Source organism: Bacteroides sp. f07 (genome assembly GCF_042854785.1).
Classification (GTDB): Bacteria; Bacteroidota; Bacteroidia; order Bacteroidales; family Bacteroidaceae; genus Bacteroides.
In genome coordinates, this window is record NZ_BAABXI010000001.1 from 3,480,002 (window position 1) to 3,498,537 (window position 18,536).

General features: G+C 45.8%; 13 protein-coding genes. 5 read left to right on the forward strand and 8 right to left on the reverse strand.

Features of this window, described 5'->3' with window-relative positions; genetic code table 11:
- Positions 1 to 108 precede the first annotated feature (108 nt).
- Positions 109 to 1,389, forward strand: a complete 1,281-nt coding sequence (locus tag ACGHVY_RS14290; protein WP_390599510.1) for an O-acetylhomoserine aminocarboxypropyltransferase/cysteine synthase family protein — start codon at positions 109 to 111, stop codon at positions 1,387 to 1,389.
- Between the two features lie 122 nt (positions 1,390 to 1,511).
- On the opposite strand, the gene ACGHVY_RS14295 is transcribed toward ACGHVY_RS14290, so the two are convergent.
- The 5 genes from ACGHVY_RS14295 to ACGHVY_RS14315 all read right to left on the reverse strand — a co-directional run bounded on the left by ACGHVY_RS14295 (position 1,512) and on the right by ACGHVY_RS14315 (position 8,908).
- Positions 1,512 to 2,420, reverse strand: a complete 909-nt coding sequence (locus ACGHVY_RS14295; RefSeq protein WP_390599511.1) for a hypothetical protein — start codon at positions 2,418 to 2,420, stop codon at positions 1,512 to 1,514.
- Positions 2,421 to 2,557: 137 nt separating this feature from the next.
- Positions 2,558 to 3,166: a TetR/AcrR family transcriptional regulator gene (locus ACGHVY_RS14300; RefSeq protein WP_390599512.1), complete on the reverse strand. Its 609-nt coding sequence runs from the start codon at positions 3,164 to 3,166 to the stop codon at positions 2,558 to 2,560.
- 10 nt (positions 3,167 to 3,176) lie between these two features.
- A complete protein-coding gene (locus ACGHVY_RS14305; RefSeq protein ID WP_390599513.1) occupies positions 3,177 to 4,541 on the reverse strand; it encodes a TolC family protein in 1,365 nt (454 codons plus the stop codon).
- 2 nt (positions 4,542 to 4,543) lie between these two features.
- Entirely contained in the window at positions 4,544 to 7,744 is a 3,201-nt protein-coding gene (locus ACGHVY_RS14310) for an efflux RND transporter permease subunit (RefSeq protein ID WP_308744472.1), read from the reverse strand.
- Between the two features lie 18 nt (positions 7,745 to 7,762).
- Positions 7,763 to 8,908, reverse strand: coding sequence for an efflux RND transporter periplasmic adaptor subunit (locus ACGHVY_RS14315; protein ID WP_390599514.1), 1,146 nt, complete (start codon positions 8,906 to 8,908; stop codon positions 7,763 to 7,765).
- 154 nt (positions 8,909 to 9,062) lie between these two features.
- Between ACGHVY_RS14315 and ACGHVY_RS14320 the strand changes: the two genes are divergently transcribed.
- Positions 9,063 to 9,911: a helix-turn-helix transcriptional regulator gene (locus ACGHVY_RS14320; protein ID WP_308744470.1), complete on the forward strand. Its 849-nt coding sequence runs from the start codon at positions 9,063 to 9,065 to the stop codon at positions 9,909 to 9,911.
- Positions 9,912 to 9,918: 7 nt separating this feature from the next.
- On the opposite strand, the gene ACGHVY_RS14325 is transcribed toward ACGHVY_RS14320, so the two are convergent.
- Entirely contained in the window at positions 9,919 to 11,118 is a 1,200-nt protein-coding gene (locus ACGHVY_RS14325; RefSeq protein ID WP_390599515.1) for a multidrug effflux MFS transporter, read from the reverse strand.
- A 530-nt stretch (positions 11,119 to 11,648) separates the two neighbouring features.
- On the opposite strand from ACGHVY_RS14325, the gene ACGHVY_RS14330 reads away from it, so the two are divergent.
- Genes ACGHVY_RS14330 through ACGHVY_RS14340 form a run of 3 tightly spaced genes read left to right on the forward strand, consistent with a single transcriptional unit; the run spans position 11,649 to position 15,635 of the window.
- Positions 11,649 to 12,968: a TolC family protein gene (locus ACGHVY_RS14330; RefSeq protein WP_390599516.1), complete on the forward strand. Its 1,320-nt coding sequence runs from the start codon at positions 11,649 to 11,651 to the stop codon at positions 12,966 to 12,968.
- Positions 12,969 to 12,983: 15 nt separating this feature from the next.
- Entirely contained in the window at positions 12,984 to 14,018 is a 1,035-nt protein-coding gene (locus ACGHVY_RS14335; RefSeq protein WP_390599517.1) for an HlyD family secretion protein, read from the forward strand.
- A gap of 3 nt (positions 14,019 to 14,021) precedes the next feature.
- Positions 14,022 to 15,635, forward strand: coding sequence for a hypothetical protein (locus ACGHVY_RS14340; protein WP_390599518.1), 1,614 nt, complete (start codon positions 14,022 to 14,024; stop codon positions 15,633 to 15,635).
- Positions 15,636 to 15,759: 124 nt separating this feature from the next.
- Here ACGHVY_RS14340 and ACGHVY_RS14345 read toward each other — a convergent pair whose 3' ends face one another.
- Both ACGHVY_RS14345 and ACGHVY_RS14350 read right to left on the reverse strand, forming a co-directional pair.
- On the reverse strand, positions 15,760 to 16,875 hold the full coding sequence (locus ACGHVY_RS14345) for an acyltransferase family protein (RefSeq protein WP_390599519.1): 1,116 nt from the start codon (positions 16,873 to 16,875) through the stop codon (positions 15,760 to 15,762).
- A 21-nt stretch (positions 16,876 to 16,896) separates the two neighbouring features.
- On the reverse strand, positions 16,897 to 18,525 hold the full coding sequence (locus tag ACGHVY_RS14350) for a beta-N-acetylhexosaminidase (RefSeq protein WP_390599520.1): 1,629 nt from the start codon (positions 18,523 to 18,525) through the stop codon (positions 16,897 to 16,899).
- Positions 18,526 to 18,536: the final 11 nt, after the last annotated feature.

Genomic DNA, 18,536 nt, shown 5'->3' on the forward strand with positions numbered 1-18,536 from the left:
CACATGAGTATCATTTCACTCATAAACAGGACAAAAATACAATTATTTTCCCTACTTTTGCGCCATTAAAACATTTTTTGAAATAAATCATTAAAACCAAATAACATTATGGCAAAACAATTCAAACCCGAAACCCTGTGCGTACAGGCAGGGTGGACGCCTAAAAAGGGCGAACCACGCGTATTGCCCATCTATCAAAGTACAACTTTCAAATACGATACCAGCGAGCAAATGGCACGTCTTTTCGATTTGGAAGACAGCGGTTACTTCTATACCCGCCTGCAAAACCCTACGAATGACGCTGTTGCCGCCAAAATTGCCGCTCTCGAAGGTGGTGTAGCCGCCATGCTGACTTCCAGCGGTCAGGCTGCCAACTTCTATGCTATCTTTAATATCTGCCAGGCAGGTGACCATTTCGTTTGCTCTTCCGCTATCTACGGTGGTACTTTCAACCTGTTCGGCGTAACTATGAAGAAACTTGGCATTGACGTCACTTTCGTCAGCCCGGATGCCAGCGAAGAAGAAATCTCCGCAGCTTTCCAGCCTAATACAAAGGCATTGTTCGGTGAAACAATATCCAATCCTTCTCTCGAAGTGCTGGACATTGAAAAATTTGCCCGTATTGCACACAGTCACGGTGTTCCTTTGATTGTTGACAATACTTTCCCGACTCCGATTAACTGCCGCCCGTTCGAATGGGGAGCGGACATCGTTGTTCACTCCACTACCAAATATATGGACGGACACGCTACCAGCGTAGGCGGCTGTATCGTAGATAGCGGCAACTTCGACTGGGATGCTCATGCCGATAAATTTCCCGGACTTTGCACACCGGACGAGTCTTATCACGGACTGACTTATACAAAAGCATTCGGCAAAGGTGCTTATATCACTAAGGCTACTGCACAATTAATGCGTGACCTCGGCAGTATCCAAAGCCCGCAAAACGCTTTCTTACTGAACCTGGGACTTGAAACGCTTCACTTACGTATGCCTCAGCATTGCAGTAACGCACAGAAAGTAGCCGAATATCTATCCAAGAACGAGAAGGTAGCCTGGGTAAACTACTGCGGACTGCCGGATAATAAATATTACGCTTTAGCACAGAAATATATGCCGAACGGTTCCTGCGGAGTTATCTCTTTCGGTCTGAAAGGCGGACGCGATGTATCTATCAAATTTATGGATTCATTGGAATTTATCGCTATCGTTACTCATGTAGCGGATGCACGTAGTTGTGTGCTTCACCCGGCAAGCCATACGCACCGTCAGTTGTCGGACGAACAGCTTATGGAAGCAGGAGTACGCCCGGACTTGATTCGTTTGTCGGTAGGTATCGAAAATGCGGATGATATTATCGCAGATATCGAACAGGCACTGAATGCATAAAGACTGATTATTAAAGTATTACATCATACAAAAAGAGACTGAACTCAATATGCATTTGAGTTCAGTCTCTTTTTGTATGATGACAAAGCGACGGAAATACGTATCCGCGCTTTGCAATGATTCTATAATTCTGCTGGTCTGATTCCGGAAGAACTCGCCAACACTACATAAAGCACTTTTACGTTCTCTTCTTCCGGTAAGGAGACTCCATCCCAATAGCGAGAATCCGTAACCTGTTCCATCCAATAATATCTTGTGGGTCCTATATCCCTAGTAGAAGGCTGACGAACAAATGAAGGCTCAAAATAGAATTTATGTAATAATTTATCAGCACCATTCTGATGCTGATAGAAAGAGAAAGCCAACTCTGGTTTGCCAGTTTCCAATTCCTCATCAAGGCTTACTTCATAAGTACCTTCGACACGTATTCTCCCATCAATATCCTTCAATTTAAAACTCCCCTTGCCCTCTTGCAGGAAACTATTCACATCATCCGGTTGCATGATACAGACATCCTGTTCCTTCAAAAATGAATATGATTCCAACATTACCTCATTCAACAACTTCAATAGTTCTTTATTTTCCTCCGCTCCTGATGTCAAAAGCTCATTACCCACACTTATAGCAAAACCTGACCAGTTCATTCCACAGTAGAAAGTCGCCACTCCATATGAAACCGTAACAGGCAGAACAACGCTATTCCCTTTCTTATCACTGACAGTAACAGCGGCCTTTCCTTTTTTACCATGTGAACTTATCAATAATCGGTCATTGCTGACAGTTGCCGTCACAATAGTTTCATCCGAACTCTGTGCAGAGTAACCGCCTTTTCCATTAGCAATTCCAATATCTTCCGTTCCCCGTCCGTTGAGATACAAAGTTGTAGAAGAAATCGTGTTCGTACAAGTTCCCGGTTCATTGATAAGTTGTGAACCGCTGAATAAAATAATCTCTGCATCATCCTGACAAGCAGACATACAGAATGTCATAACAGACAAAAGAAAGAAGCCCAGTAAAGTTTTTGTTTTCATGTTTTCAGTTATAAGTTTGTCTTTTTTATATTGTTTTGCAAAGATATTAAAGTATTATGTAAAAAAGAATCCTTTATTAAGAAAATACATAATAAAAAAGGTGCGCCTTCGATAACTCTCAGACGCACCTCCACACTTCATACACAAACATTAAATTTATCAGGCTCCAGGTGCTCGTCTATATAGCGGATGCCCTCTACCTTAAAAAGCCCCCGCAAAAGCGTATAGTTCAGCATCCGTTGTACCAGATACGGAGTACCTTGCAGACAACTCTGATAGATTACCTCCTGCAAATCAGGCGCAAAACGATCCGGGTCGACTCCCGGAAGCAAATAACCGCAAATCTTGCAGTGCGTCAGTACATCAATAAGCTGCTGTAACCAGAAAGCCTCTTCCCGCTCAAAAGAAGAACGGTATTCTGTATCTGCGGCAATATCCAGCAGTAAGGTTTTACCCAGCGAATGCAGCAGAGTAAGGTATCCGTTCACTGTTATGAAAAGTAAGTCCATACACGAACTGTCCATTCGTACCTGCTTTTGCTGCACATGACTTCTTATCTCATTGGCAAAATCTGAAAGACAAATACGAAACAGACAAGTCTTGCTGGGGAAGAGTTTGTAAAGCGTGCGCTTCGACATCTTCAGCCCCTTGGCTATATCATCCATAGTCAGTCCGCCGGCACCGTGCAGGTACATTTCCCGCTTGGTGTAGTCGAGTATCCTACCTCGCAGTGCTTCAGGATTCATACATACCTCCTTACATTCTGCCGCCGCCCAGAGCCTGATACAGAGTAATCACGCCCTGGATTTCGGTGAAGCGGTTCGCCACTTGTGAAAGTTGCGCACTCAACAGCGTTTGCTGCGCTGTCAATACTTCCAGATAGGTAGTGCTGCCATGCTTCATCAAAAGACTGGTGCTCCGGGCAGCCGTTTGCAGAGAAGTAACCTGCTTGTCATAGTAAGCAGCTTTCTCACGGGCAGTCTGATACTGTACCAATGCTTCATTTACTTCCACGCCTGCATTCAGCAATGTCTGTTCAAAGCTGAGACGGGCTTCTTCCTGTTGCGCTTTCGCTATTTTCAACTGGGCGATGTTAATACCTTTATTAAACAAAGGTTGCGTCAGGGAAGCTATCGCAGAAGCGACAAACTTGCCCGGGTTGATAATCATGCTTCCGGCACTGTTAGTCCAACCGGCACTACCACTCAACGTAATGGAAGGATAGAAAGCGGCACGGGCTGCATTCGTCGTATAGAACGCCTGCGCCAAAGAGAACTCTGCACTACGCACGTCAGGACGGTTGGAAAGCATCTGCAAAGGAATACCTACGGAAAAATTCTCCGGCAATTGCTGATTAGCCAGTTTTCCCCGTTGTATTTCGTGGGGAGTTTCCGCCAATAACAGAGCCAGTGAGTTCTGCGCCTGATTCACTTGTTCTTTCAGACTGAGAACCGTCGTACATATATTATAATAGGTAGCCTCGGTCTGCGCCAACCCGGCTTCGTTCATCATACCGGCGTTCTTCATGGCACGGGCGGTTTTCACGCTCTCTTTCCAGGCAGCTTCGGTAGCCACGGAAATCTCGTATTGGGAATCGAGCATCAACAATGTATAATAGGTATTCGCTACGGCAGCTACCAACTGCGTTTTCACGGCTTGTTCATACTCCTTGCTCTGTTCGTAAGCTGCTTTCGCACGACGTTTGGCAGTGGTCACCTTTCCGAAGATATCCAGTTCCCAAGAAGCGGTCACCGGCAACGAATAGGTCTGCGCAGCCTTGCCACGGTCGAAGCTGCTTATAGCTCCTTCCGGTGCAAGAAACAGGGAAGGGAGATAAGACAGTTTGGACGTCATCAGAGCGGCTTCCGACTCTTTGACACGCAAATGCGCCGTCTGCATATCCGTATTCCGTACCAGAGCCGAATCAATCAGGTTCTGCAAGTACGGGTCGGTGAACACTTCCCGCCAGGAAAGGTTACCGAAGTTTGCCGTATCGGTGGCAGCGAGGGATTCGCTGCCGTAAAGCCCTTCGGGGACTTCCGATACCGGTTTGTATTTATTGTAGATACCGCAACTGCTCAATACAAGCGTTGCTGCGGATAAGATTATTATTTTTCTCATTATCAATTATTTTTTCCAGCTTTAGACTTTTCTTCTTCACTTATCTTGATTTCCTCTTCAATCTGCCAGTCCTCGGTAGGCATGCTCTGCACCGGACGCAAGCGTTCCTGCAACCATTGGAAAGCGATAAACAGGGTAGGCACAATGAAAAGCAGTGCCAGCGTTCCGATAGTCATACCACCGACTACACCCGTACCCAGAGAACGGTTACCGTTCGCCCCTACTCCACTGGACATCATCAACGGGAACAGACCGAAAATCATTGTCAAAGCCGTCATCAGAATCGGACGCAGACGGGCTTTAGCCGCACTTACAGCAGAAGCAATCAGTCCCATACCGGCCTTACGGCGTTCGGCTGCATACTCGGTCAGCAAGATGGCCGTTTTCGCGAGCAGACCAATCAACATAATCAAACCTGTCTGCAGATAGATATTATTCTCCAACCCGAACATCCAGGCGAAGAGGAAGCTACCCATCAATCCGCAAGGTACGCTCAACAGAACGGCAAAGGGAATGATAAAGCTCTCGTACAGCGCACTCAGGATAAGGTAAATCATCAGGAAGCAGATACCGAAGATAATCATCGTCGTACCGCTCTGCTGGTTTTCCTCACGGGTGATGCCGCCGTAATCATAGCCGTATCCTTTCGGAAGTGCCTGTTCGGCAGTTTCCTGTACCGCCTTGATAGCGTCTCCGGTACTGTATCCGTCTGCAGGCATGGCATTCACCGCAATGGAGTTGTACATATTGAAGCGGCTCAACGATTCCGCACCATAGCTGCGAGTCAACGTTACAAACTGGCTCAACGGAGCCATTTCCCCATTAGACATACGTACAAACGCATTATCCAGTGAATTTTCGTCCAAACGGAACATCGGGTCTGCCTGAATCATTACTCTATACACTTTGGAGAAACGGTTGAAATTGGACACATACTGACCGCCGTAATAACCGGACAAAGTACTCAACACCGCATTCGGCGTAATTCCGGCACGCTTACATTTGGCAGCATCCACCTCTACCGTCCACTGCGGATAACGCACGTCGAACGTAGAATATGCCATTGCAATCTCCGGACGCTGATTCAGTGCACCCAGATATTGCTGGGTAGTCGTAAAGAAGTCGTTTACATCACTGCCCATTTTATCCTGCATATGAAGTTCCAGCGCATTCCCCATACCATATCCCGGAATCATACCCGGAGAAATGGCAAAGACACTCGCATCCTTAATATCAGCCGTGCGACCGTACACCTGACCGATGACTGCCTGCACATTATCTTCATCATTCGGACGTTCGTCCCATGGTTTCAACTTCAGAATCAACATACCGAACGAGCTTCCCTGTCCTGCCAGCAATCCGTAACCAGACACTTTCTGCACGTGCTTAACCTGCGGAATATCCATCACTCGTTTTTCAATGCGTTCCATCACTTCGTCAGTAGTCGCCAGCGAGCTACCCGCCGCCGTACTTACATTGACAAATACCACGCCCTGGTCTTCGTCCGGCACCAGACTGGTCTTGGTCGTATTCATCAGGAATACCAGCAACACCACGGAACAAGCAAGCAACGACCATGCCAGCCACCTGCGTTTGATAAAGACCAATACGATATTCTTATATTTCTCTATCAGTATATCAAAAGCCGAATTGAAAGCCTTACGGAAGCGTGCCGCAAAATTATTCTTCTGCGTACCGTCTTCATTAATATAGGGTTTCAGCAACAGGGCACACAACGCCGGACTCAACGTCAACGCATTGACAGCCGAAATACCTACGGCAACCGCCATTGTCAGACCGAACTGCGTATAGAACGTACCAGAAGTACCGCCCATGAAAGACACCGGAATAAATACCGCCATAAACACCAGAGATGAGGTGATTACCGCATTGCTGATACCTTTCATTGCATCGATACTTGCCATATAGGATGACCTGTACCCCACGTCGAAGCGTGCCTGCACCGCCTCGACGACAATAATGGCATCATCCACCACCGTACCGATGACGAGCACTAACGCAAAGAGCGTCAACAGGTTGATACTGAATCCCGCTATCGCCATGAAAGCGAACGTACCGATAAGCGAGACAATCACTCCCACCAAAGGAATCAGCGTAGACCGGAAGTCCTGCAAGAACACATATACCACCAGGATAACCAAGATGATAGCTTCAATCAACGTCTTCACGACTTCATGGATAGAAGCGAAAAGGAAGTCGTTCGAGCTCATCATCTGCGTCAGTTTCACCCCTTTCGGAAGATCTTTGCGGGCTTCTTCGAGAAATTTATCAATGTTCTGGTTTACTTCGGTCGCATTGGAGCCTGCCGTCTGGAACACCATGCACGAAATACCCGGATGACCGTCCATACCACCATGATAAGCATAGCTGTCCTGTCCCAGTTGTATCTCGGCAATGTCCTTCAGTTTCAGGACTTCTCCATTGTCAGTAGAGCGGATGACGATTTCCCCAAATTCTTCGGGGGTAATCAGACGTCCTTTATATTTCATCGTGTATTGATAAGTCTCGTTGGAGTTTTCACCGAACGAACCGGTTGCCGATTCAATATTCTGTTCGGCAAGCACACCGGTGATGTCAGACGGAATCAGCTTGTATTGAGCCATCACGTCCGGCTTCATCCATACACGCATACTATACTCACCGCCCATAATCATCAGGTCGCCCACACCCGAAATACGGAGAATCTCCGGTTTCAGATTGATGCTGATATAGTTGGAAAGGAAGTTTTCATCATAACTGTCGTCCGGGCTTGAAAGCGAGAACATCTGCAAGATACTCGTCTGACGTTTGGAAGTGGTCACACCGACCTGGGTAACTTCCGCCGGAAGCTGTCCCGTAGCCCGCGACACGCGATTCTGCACGTTGACGGCTGCCATGTCCGGGTCTGTCCCCTGTTTGAAGTACACGGTAATGCTCACCGTACCTGCATTGGTAGCGGTAGAAGTCATATACGTCATATCTTCCACACCGTTGATAGCCTCTTCCAACGGTGCTATTACACTCTTCTGTAAAGTTTCCGCACTGGCACCATAATAAGTGGTACTCACCATAATGGTAGGCGGGGCAATATCCGGATATTGCTCAACGGGCAGACTGAACAGCCCGATGATACCCACAACGACAATCGTGATAGAAATGACTGCCGATAATACGGGGCGTTCAATAAAGGTTCTTAAATTCATGGATGATTCCTCCTTTGTTTAATTTTCAGTAGTAGTTGTTGCAGGTGCCGCAGCGCTCTTTGCCTTGATAGGCGTGCCTTCACGAAGCAATCCTACACCTTCCGCAACAATCACGTCGCCGGGAACCAATCCCTCGTCTACAATAAATTCACGGCCGCCGTTCACACGAGTCACTTGTACCAGATTCGATTGGGCCTTACCGTCTACTACCTTATATACATATCTCTTATCCTGAATCTCAAAAGTAGCGCCTTGCGGAATTACCAACGCTCCCGCTTTCCGAACAGGAATAATCACATTTCCCGCACCGCCGCTATGCAACAATCCTTCCTTGTTGGGGAATACGGCACGCAGGCTGACAGTACCTGTCGAGCGGTCGATAACCCCGCTGATAGATTCGATTTGCCCCTGTTCGGGATAAGCCGATTTGTCATTCAGTTGCAAGTCGATAGCAGGCATGCTTTTCAACGCTTCCTCTTTCGAGCCATACTGGCGGATAAGTCCCAGTAACTGGTTTTCCGTCATTGAAAAATAAACGTACATATCCGAATTGTCGGAAACCGTAGTCAACGGTTCGGGGAGGCTGGAGCTTACCAATGCCCCAACACGGTAAGGCAATGTGCCTACCACTCCGTCCGCCGGACTTTTCACTACCGTATAAGAAAGATTGTTACGGGCGCTCACTTCCTGCGCTTTTGCCTGTGCCAGTTGTGCTTTGGCAGACAGGAGAGAATTCTTCGCCGTATTGAGGTCGAAAGAGGAAACTACGTTTTCCTTATACAGTTCCTCTTTACTGTTATAAGTCAACTGTGCCGTAGCAAGAGAAGCCTCGGCAGCTTCTACATTGGCTACCGCCGTCTGCCAGGCAGCTTCATACGGCACCTGATCAATGATGAACAATGTCTGTCCGTTCTTCACACGCTGTCCTTCCGTCACACAGACTTTTGTCAGCGTACCGCCTACCTGCGGATAGATATCAATATCCTGACGTCCGCGGATAGTCGCCGAGTACGTGCTCGAAATCATCCGATCGGTCGGAGAAACGGTCATTACTTCATATCCTGTTTCCATTTGTGCCGGTGGAGCTTGTTTACAGCCTGTCGCAACAACCAGACAGCAGAGTAACAATAGTCCCTGCTTCACTTTACTAATCTTTTTACTCATTGTATTACCTATTATTTTTTTGAACGCGGCAAAGGTAGACTCTTTTCTTCATAGAAAACTGGTCATAGTGTTTTGAGTTTTGTTCATTTTCGGAACATCAAAGCTAATATTTAGTAAAAATGTTCTATTTTTGCCGCCTAAACAAGAATTGTATATGAAAAAGAGAGAATCCATACTAGCCGTACTCCAAGAAGATTTTGTGGCAGGAGTCGACGAGGATCTGTCACCTATCATGCATCACCTGTGGAAACTGGAAGGGGGAGCTATCTACTTCTGCCGGAGCGGGTGGGCGCATGCCACGATTGACTTGAAAGATTATGAAATCGTAAAAAATACCCAAGTAGTGCTCTTGCCGGGAACCATTATCCGCATCAACGGCACCAGCAGTGATTTCAGTGCTTCTTTCTTCGGTTTCCCAAAAGAAATGTTCCGGGAAGCCTGTCTCCGGTTCGAACCTATCTTTTTCCGGTTTATTAAGGAAAAACCGTGCTATGTGCTCCCCAAAGAAAATACCGGAGCTATCAAAGGGCTTATCCATGCGACAACGGCTATCTACAACGACCGCAAAAACCGTTTCCGAAGCCAGATAGCCAAGAATCATCTCCAGTCGTTCATGCTGGATATTTATGATAAGTGTTACCGTTATTTCGACAGACAGGAAATAGAAGGAGGAAGCCGCCAGGATGAAATTTTCAAGAATTTCATCGCATTGGTACACGAGAATTGTATCTCCCAGCGGGAAGTCGGTTTCTACGCCAACAAGCTCTGTATTTCCACCAAATACCTGACGGGTATCTGCCGCAGCGTAACGGGTGAACCCGCCAAGAAGATTATCGATGACTTCGCCATTCTTGAAATAAAGGTACTGCTTCAATCCGGCGAAATGACGATACAAGGAATAGCGGATAAACTCGGTTTCCCCGACCAGTCTTATTTAGGAAGATACTTCAAACGGCACGAAGGAATATCTCCGAAAGAGTATCAGAGCAAGTACTCGATATAAAACAGAATTAAATTCCACATACCGCTACTTTCACCATTGTCCGCCGTATTGCCCACAACGCGCACAGCAGTGAACAGACAGCACATACTACAAATGTCACTCCGGTAGATAAAAGTATATTCCCCAGTCCTACCAACGGAGAGACGATTCCGCCCGAAGCGAAGCAGAGAGCACCCAGCAAAGCGGAAGCTGCCCCGGCGTAGCGGCGTTCGCAATCCATAGCCAAAGTAGTGGAAGCAGTGAAGGTCAGCCCCATCATAAACAGCAGTGCAAACATAAGCAGTTCATACGTCCAAAAGCCACATCCGCCATACAATGCTATCATCATGCAGACCGACAGAACCAGCATGCCGATACATCCGGTCAGTGTTCCATTCTCCGTCCGCCGGAATTTCACTGAAAGGGCTGCCGCCACTCCGATAGCTACTGCATTCACCGCAAAGCAAATACTAAAAGCGAATGGAGAAAATCCGTAATGTTGCTGTACAATGAATGGCGAAGAAGCGATGTAGGCAAACAGGATGCCTTGCGCAAAAGCGAGCTGCAGCACATAAAGTATATACCGACGGTTATGGACAATGACGCCAAAACTACGGAAAGTGGAAACGACTCCTGCCTTTGAACGTTTCTCTATAGGCAACGATTCTTTAAAACGGATACAGCCAATGCCAAGTACGATACCGATAAACAGTAATATCACAAAAATGCCCTGCCAACCAACGCTTCCGGTCAGCAGTCCGCCAATGACCGGGGCAGCGACAGGGGCAACTCCGTTTATCGCTCCGATAACAGCCAGCATCTTAGCCAGTTCCTTTCCCGAAAACTTGTCCGTTGCCACCGAACGGGAAATAACGATTCCCCCCGCTCCTGCTATACCTTGTATGAACCTTAAAGTGACAAACGAATAAATGTCCGGTGCAAAAAGGCAGAATATGGTGGAGAGAACGAACAGCACCATTGAAGCCAACAACAACGGACGTCTGCCGTACTTATCACTAAGCGGGCCGAAAAAGATTTGTCCGGCCGCCAGTCCTATCATACTGGTAGTAAGTCCCATTTGCACCATTGGCAGGCTTGCAGAAAAATAGTCCGCCATCACCGGCAGACTAGGTAAATACATATCCGTTACAAAAGGTCCGAACGCTGATAACATTCCTAACAGTATCAGCAAAAACACCTTTGAGTTCTCCTTATTTATTGCATTCATAATCAATTGTTTTTTTAATCGGAGACAAAGGTAAAGCATTTGTTCTGCCCGCTTATAGACTAATTCCGAACAAAACAGGGCTTTTTCAGAACAGACGTATTAATAAGTACTTCTTTCACCTGTAAGTTGTACTTGTTCCTATTAGTTTAAGTACATCATATACAGTATTCATGTACTTGGTTACAATGATTCTTGTACATCTTTCCCTCTTTTCTTCTACATGATATCCCCAAAAGGATTCGTTAAAAAATATTATATTTACGCATATACAAGGTCACAACTTAGCTATTTTTTTTCATAATTTTGCAAATCGAAAATAGAAAAGCAGGTATCAAGATGAAACTAAAGCATTATCAAATAGCCACTCGTTATAAAAACAAAATGGATGACTTCCACGGTTGGGGTGTAGCTGTACAGATTTGATAATTTCCAAAAGAACTACTCGCCATGATGCGAAATGCCACCTCACCGGAAATGGCATGATACAAGAGCGCATATTTATCATTATCAATTAAATTTCTTTTCATTTTATGAGCAAAAAAAGATGGCTCATAGTAGCGCTATGCGTAGTACTATGCAGCCAGGGTTCATTTGCCCAAACGCTTAACAGGAAAGTTTTGGGCATCAACGAAATGTTCCGTCTGGCAGACGAGAACAGTCAGAGTATTCAAACGTATAAAACCGGAAAGGAAGCTGCTGATGAGGCCTTGAAAGCTGCCAAGTCACAACGTCTGCCGGACATCGGCGCGTCGCTCTCTTTCAGTTATCTGGGTGACGGATATTTGTGGAACCGTGACTTCAAGAACGGGCAGAACATTCCGATGCCTCATTTTGGCAATAACTTTGCACTGGAAGCACAGCAAGTCATCTATGCAGGTGGAGCTATCAACAGCAGCATTTCACTGGCAGAACTAGGGCAACAAATGGCTGCTTTGGACTGGCAGAAAAACCGCCAGGAAATACGTTTTCTCCTGACCGGCTACTACCTGGATTTATATAAGCTGAATAATCAAGTACAAGTATTACAGAAGAACCTTGATTTGACAGAACAAGTGATTCGCAATATGGAAGCGCGGCGTACACAGGGAACAGCTCTGAAGAATGACATCACCCGTTATGAATTACAAAAGGAAACATTGAAACTGCAACTGGCAAAGGTACAGGATGCGTGCAAAATCATGAACCATCAACTGGTAACGACCCTGCATCTCCCTGCCGGAACGGAAATTATCCCCGACTCAACTTTGCTGGACGAAGAGGTAAAAGCACTGGCGGAAAATGACTGGCAACTGCTGGCTTCACAGAGTAATGTAGGTTTGCAACAAGCCCTACTGGCTGTGAAAATGAACGAGCAAAAGGTGAAGTTGGAACGTTCGGAGTTACTTCCTAAAATTGCGCTTGTAGCCGCCGAGCATTTGGACGGTCCTATCACTATTGAAGTTCCGGTACTCGATAATAACTTTAATTATTGGTATGTAGGAGTAGGAATCAAATACAACCTTTCTTCTTTATTCAAGAGCAACAAGAAAGTGCGCCAGGCCAAACTGAATGTACGCAGGGCACAAGAGGAATATTCTTTAGCACAGGAACAGATAGAGAATGGTGTCCAAGCCAATTACGTCAACTTTCTGACCTCTTTCACAGACCTTCGCACGCAAGAGAAAAGCGTGGAGCTTGCCGACCAAAATTACAGTGTAACCAGCAACCGCTATAAGAACGACCTTGCGCTGCTTACAGATATGCTCGATGCCAGTAATATGAAGCTGAGTGCTGACCTGAACCTGGTCAATGCACGCATCAACGTGATTTACAGTTACTATAAAATGAAATACATTACACATACCCTTTAAAAATATAACAAGATTATGATAGCTAGAAAAACCCAAAAGATTATATACAACATTCTGATTCTTTGTTTTCTCATTGGTGGTGCCACTTATGTTTGTTCCCGGTTCATTCATTTGGGAAATATCGAATATACCGACAATGCACAAGTGAAACAGCATATCACACCTATCAACACCCGTGTACCGGGCTTTATCAAAAAGATATGCTTTGAAGAATACCAGCAGGTACGCAAAGGGGATACGCTCGTTATCATTGAAGGTGCTGAGTTCCGTCTTCGTGTAGCCCAGGCGGAAGCAGACCTGGCAAATGCCACTGCGGGACGCCAAGCAACCACTGCCGGTATCGCCACCACCCAAAACAATCTGAGTGTAAGTGATGCAAGCATTGAAGAAGTACGCGTACAAATGGAGAATGCCAAACGTGAACTGAACCGTTTTGAGAAGTTATTGAAGGAAGATGCTGTGACAAAACAACAGTATGATAATGTACATACAGCTTATGAAGCAGCCAAAGCCCGTTACGAACAAGTGTCACGCGCCAAACAATCCACTTCTTTGGTGAAAAATGAACAGACGCACCGCCTAGGGCAAAACGAAGCAGGTGTCCGCCTGGCAGAAGCAGCATTGGAACTTGCCCGGCTGAATCTTTCGTATACGGTAATCATTGCTCCGTGTGACGGTACAACCGGAAAGAAAGAGATTCTGGAAGGCCAATTGGTACAACCGGGACAGACCATGGTCGATATCGTAGACAGCAGCGACCTGTGGGTAATCGCCAATTATCGAGAAACCCAACTTTCCAATATCAGGGAAGGCGCCGAGGTAGATATGACAGCCGATGCAGCGCCGGGTGTTACTTTCAAAGGGATTGTGGAATCCATTTCCGATGCTACCGGAGCAGCGTTCTCAATGATTCCGCAAGACAATGCGACGGGGAACTTCGTAAAAGTGGAACAACGAATCCCCGTCCGTATCAGTCTGAAAGGGAACAAGCCGGAGGATTTAAAACGCTTGCGTGCCGGATTCAACGTAGAATGTGAGGTGAAATATTAACGTATGGGAGCACCTGTTTTAAATGGGCCTTTCGTGATGCCTATGTTCCGTAGCTTTGTGCCGCGGAAGATGCAACCGTGGATTTATCTGTTCATAGCCGTCACTTTCCAGCTTTCGGGTGGCGTGTATTTGGGAGCCTTGAATCAGATGATTGGTGGCATGGCACTGATGCGTGAGGATATATTGATGTGCTTGTACGCCAATCTCGCAGGCATGGCCATCTATTTCCCTTTGTTGTTCCGTATGAAGTTCCGTTTCACGAATAAGACACTGCTTACATCGGCGGCATTGGGAGTGCTGCTTTGCAACCTGATTGCTCCGCATATTACTTTCCTTCCGCTATTGTGGCTGATATGTTTCATCGAAGGTATATGCAAGATTCAGGGAACCTTTGAATGTATGTCCAACATTCAGTTGTGGATGACCCCCAAACGGGATTTTACCGTTTTCTTTCCCTGGCTTCATATCATTGTACTGGGCAGTATCCAGTTGTCGGACTTGATAACGACTTATTTAATGTATCATTACCATTGGACATACATGAATCTTTTCATTGCAGGATTGATGCTGATAGTCCTGCTGATACAATTCACCTGTGTGAAGCATTTCCGGTTCATGCGTAAGTTTCCCCTGTTCGGTATTGACTGGCTGGGGGCAGCACTTTGGGCAACCTTATTAGCCGAGATAGCTTACCTCTTCAACTACGGCGACTGGTACGACTGGTGGAACAGTCCGGTAATCCGCCAATTGACGATAGCAATCTTTGTCACTTTAGGGTTCTGCATCTGGCGTATGATGACTATCCGCCACCCATTCCTTGAACCTAAGATGTGGAGTTATCGTTACTTTTTACCCTTGTTGGGTTTAGTCACATTGGTGGAAGCTTTTCTCGCAACCGAACACGTTTTAGAGGAAGTCTTTTATGAAGAGGTGATGAAATATGAAGAACTGGTAAGCGTACAACTAGACTGGTTTGCTATAATCGGCATAGTAACCGGTTGCTTGTTCTCTTATTGGTGGATGCACATCAGACAGTATAATTATGTACGCCTCATCATAGTCGGCCTCATAGGACTGATCGGCTATCTGGTCGGTTTCTATCTGACGCTCTCCACCGATATTCATATATCGCAGCTTTATATGCCGACGATATGCCGCGGTTTTGCCTATGCGGTGTTAAGCGCCACTTTCATGGTCTGCTTGGAAGAGATTATGACCTTTCAGCACTTTTTCCAAAGTTTAAGCGTGTTCAATATGCTTCACATGGTAGTCGGCGGCGTATTAGGTTGTGCAGTCTATGCACAGGGACTGGCTTATTACGTTCCTGACAACCTGGCACGTTACGGTTCGGCAATCGACCATGTATCTTTCAGCAGCAATCCGTTTAATCTCGGTCATTATATGGAAGAATTTATCAGTCAGATGATGGAAGTGAGCATCAAGCAGATTTATGGCTGGGTGGCTTATGCCTGTATCTTCCTCTTCCTGTTGTTGCTGCTTTATGATTTCCCGGTTCGACGCTCTCTGAAAAGTATGCCGAGTTGGAAAGAGGTGGCAAGGGAGGTGAAAAACACGTTCTGGCGCACTACACATACACCACCGTCAGGGAAAGAATAATAAAAAACTATAGCCCCGTTTTTTGACTATATATTACAAAGCAAACAGAGTTTATGCAGATTCGTTACAAAAGCCAACCTTTGAAAGAAACTGCATAAACTCTATTTTTTTTCAGACCTTTCCTCTATATCTTTATAAAGATCCGCTTTTTGTATAAACCCCATACAATCAAATAATTGAATCCGATAAACAGAAGTCCGTAAATCAGAGAGGCCAAATGAGCATCGAGACCAACAGCTAAGATGAAAGTATAAATCTTCTCCTGTAGACTAATTCCACCAACTGTGATAACCTCAAGCAAAGTAGCCAACACACCGGCAACCACATAGATAAATAACGGATTCGTACCAAAGACATGGAAAAAATACCCCCACTTCTGTTGTTTACGAATATCGATAAGCCAGGTGAGAAACACAAGAAACAAAGAAGCAAAACCACAGGTCACCAGAACAAAAGTCGGACTCCATACCTTCTTATTCAACGGGCAGCCGTAACTAAGTAACCATCCTGCAAATAAAAGAACGATGCCCAGTACGGATATCTGTAACAGCCGGTGATGAACCTCAGTCTTTTCCCGCAATATATTTCCGCAGAAATAGCCGATAATCACTTGCGCAATACACGGTAAAGTACTTAACAACCCTTCCGGATCGAAAAAGATACGTCCGCCGTCCGGCAACCACTCCCGATACAGATGAGCTTCTCCGAACAAAGTCCGGTCTGTTACGGCAATAATATTCTGCCCGGAAAGTTCAAATCCGTGTCCCAAAGCCAACAAGATAGAATAAGCTACCAGAATAATCACAGATACCCATGCCAATTTTGCTGTACGCCGAATACTCATAATCAACAAGGAACCAAAGAAGTAAGCCAATGCCAGTCGCTGCAACACTCCTAGAATACGTATATGCGAAAGAGGCTGTTCCACTCCTGCACACACCAACGAAAACCAAGAAAGAAAAAGTCCCAACGCAAACAAGACCACTGTGCGCCGCACCAGTTTGGTGATAAAGCTACGGCTGAAATGATGGTCGAATTTGGATAAGGCAAAACTCATGGAAACGCCCATTATAAACATGAAGAACGGGAAAACCAAATCTGTCGGTGTCAGTCCATTCCATTCAGCATGCCGCAAAGGCGCATAAATAGATTCCCATGTTCCGGGGTTGTTCACCAAAATCATTCCGACGATGGTGATTCCCCGAAGTACGTCTAATGAAAGTAAACGTTCTGATTTCATATCATTCTGATGACACCGGGATTAAATAAATCCCGGCTTGGTTAAATAAAATCCATTTGCATTCAACCATCTGACATGCCATTTCAGACGATTGGTAAAATCAATCCAGTTACGGTCACTTCCCCATGCCAACTCTGAAAAGGCCTGAAGAGAAGGGAAAACATGCTGACCGAACTTCCGTTCATTAGGAATCATTTCTGTCCAGACACAAGCTTGGAAACCTAACACATTCTGCTTTATGATACCCGGGAACTGAGGTTCGAACTCAAAGTTATACAAAGAGCTTAACCCTTCGTCCGAAGGCGTCGCACTCAAGTAGAAACGAGACCATTCCATAAATATGATCGGATACCCTTTTTGGGTAATCTTTCCCGGTTGATCGGGCAACCAGTCGCGCCAATAAGTATAGATCAAGTCCTGTGGCTCTTTTTCAAGAAAAGCATCGTCCCATCCCATCACTTTCTTTCCTTTGCCTTTCACATAGTTCGTCATGATCTTCACAAAGCGGTTTTGCAGTTCATCCACTTTTTGATAACCTTCCTGCTGCATCAATCGCTGACATGCTTCACACTGTTCCCAGTTATCCTTTTCCACTTCGTCCGCTCCTATATGAAAATATTCCGAAGGGAATATTTCAACCATCTCATCAATAATGGACTGCACAAACTGGTAGTTTTCCAAGCGGGAAGGACAAATAGGATAAGAAAATTCTTCTCCCCAGCCTGCTTCCCCCGTACACGACAATTCGGGATATACTTTGATAGCCGCGGAGAAATGTCCCGGCATATCTATTTCGGGAACAATATCAATACCTCTTTCCAATGCATAACTCACCAGTCCTTTCATCTCTTCCTGCGTATAATAGCCGCCATATTGTGAACCGTTTCTCACAAAACGGGGATCTATCTCGTAGTTATAATCCTGCTGTGCAAGTTCCACACATCTCTTATCATACTCATCGAAGTCACGCCAGCTTCCTTCCTGTGTCAGCAAAGGATACTTTTTCACTTCGATGCGCCAGCCCTGATCATCGGTCAGATGCAAGTGAAGCTTGTTGATCTTGTAAAAAGACAAACAGTCTATCACCTTTTCCAGATAATCAACCGTAAACATATGGCGTACCACATCGATATGGAATCCGCGCCAGTCGTATTTGGGAGCATCATTTATATCTACCACCGGAAGATATTTCGAGTTTCCCGAAGTGAAGGAATTAGCTTGTTCGAGTGCTTGCCTCAACGTCTGGACTCCCCAAAGAAGCCCGGTTTCCGTTGAATAATAGATGCAGGCTCCCTCTTTGGTTACGGTCAGATGATATGCCTCTTTGGGCAAATCAGACTCTTGTTTCACCCGGATAAAAGCATCATCGTTGGAAGCATCACTTACTGAAAGAGACAGTTCCTCTTCCAGCGTGGACTTCAGCAGTTGTGACGTAGAGGCCGGGATATTCCGGCTAACAGTCACATTCTGCGGAAGAGCGACCACCGACTCCTTATAATCAACTCTTTCCGGCAAAGGCATTACCGACAAGCGGGTCGGCACCCGGTCTGGATATCCCCCATTATTATTGTCATTGCATGACAATGATGTAATCGCACCTATTCCCAACAGGAATAATATACCACATCTTTTTATCTTATTATAGTTCATAATTTATCTAC

Bases quoted from the DNA above. Each gene is read 5' to 3' on its own strand.
- ACGHVY_RS14310 (WP_308744472.1), bottom strand. From the start codon at position 7,744: ATGAATTTAAGAACCTTTATTGAACGCCCCGTATTATCGGCAGTCATT.
- ACGHVY_RS14325 (WP_390599515.1), bottom strand. From the start codon at position 11,118: ATGAATGCAATAAATAAGGAGAACTCAAAGGTGTTTTTGCTGATACTG.
- ACGHVY_RS14330 (WP_390599516.1), top strand. From the start codon at position 11,649: ATGAGCAAAAAAAGATGGCTCATAGTAGCGCTATGCGTAGTACTATGC.
- ACGHVY_RS14320 (WP_308744470.1), top strand. From the start codon at position 9,063: ATGAAAAAGAGAGAATCCATACTAGCCGTACTCCAAGAAGATTTTGTG.
- ACGHVY_RS14300 (WP_390599512.1), bottom strand. From the start codon at position 3,166: ATGAATCCTGAAGCACTGCGAGGTAGGATACTCGACTACACCAAGCGG.
- ACGHVY_RS14305 (WP_390599513.1), bottom strand. From the start codon at position 4,541: ATGAGAAAAATAATAATCTTATCCGCAGCAACGCTTGTATTGAGCAGT.
- ACGHVY_RS14350 (WP_390599520.1), bottom strand. From the start codon at position 18,525: ATGAACTATAATAAGATAAAAAGATGTGGTATATTATTCCTGTTGGGA.
- ACGHVY_RS14340 (WP_390599518.1), top strand. From the start codon at position 14,022: ATGGGAGCACCTGTTTTAAATGGGCCTTTCGTGATGCCTATGTTCCGT.
- ACGHVY_RS14295 (WP_390599511.1), bottom strand. From the start codon at position 2,420: ATGAAAACAAAAACTTTACTGGGCTTCTTTCTTTTGTCTGTTATGACA.
- ACGHVY_RS14315 (WP_390599514.1), bottom strand. From the start codon at position 8,908: ATGAGTAAAAAGATTAGTAAAGTGAAGCAGGGACTATTGTTACTCTGC.
- ACGHVY_RS14335 (WP_390599517.1), top strand. From the start codon at position 12,984: ATGATAGCTAGAAAAACCCAAAAGATTATATACAACATTCTGATTCTT.
- ACGHVY_RS14345 (WP_390599519.1), bottom strand. From the start codon at position 16,875: ATGAAATCAGAACGTTTACTTTCATTAGACGTACTTCGGGGAATCACC.
- ACGHVY_RS14290 (WP_390599510.1), top strand. From the start codon at position 109: ATGGCAAAACAATTCAAACCCGAAACCCTGTGCGTACAGGCAGGGTGG.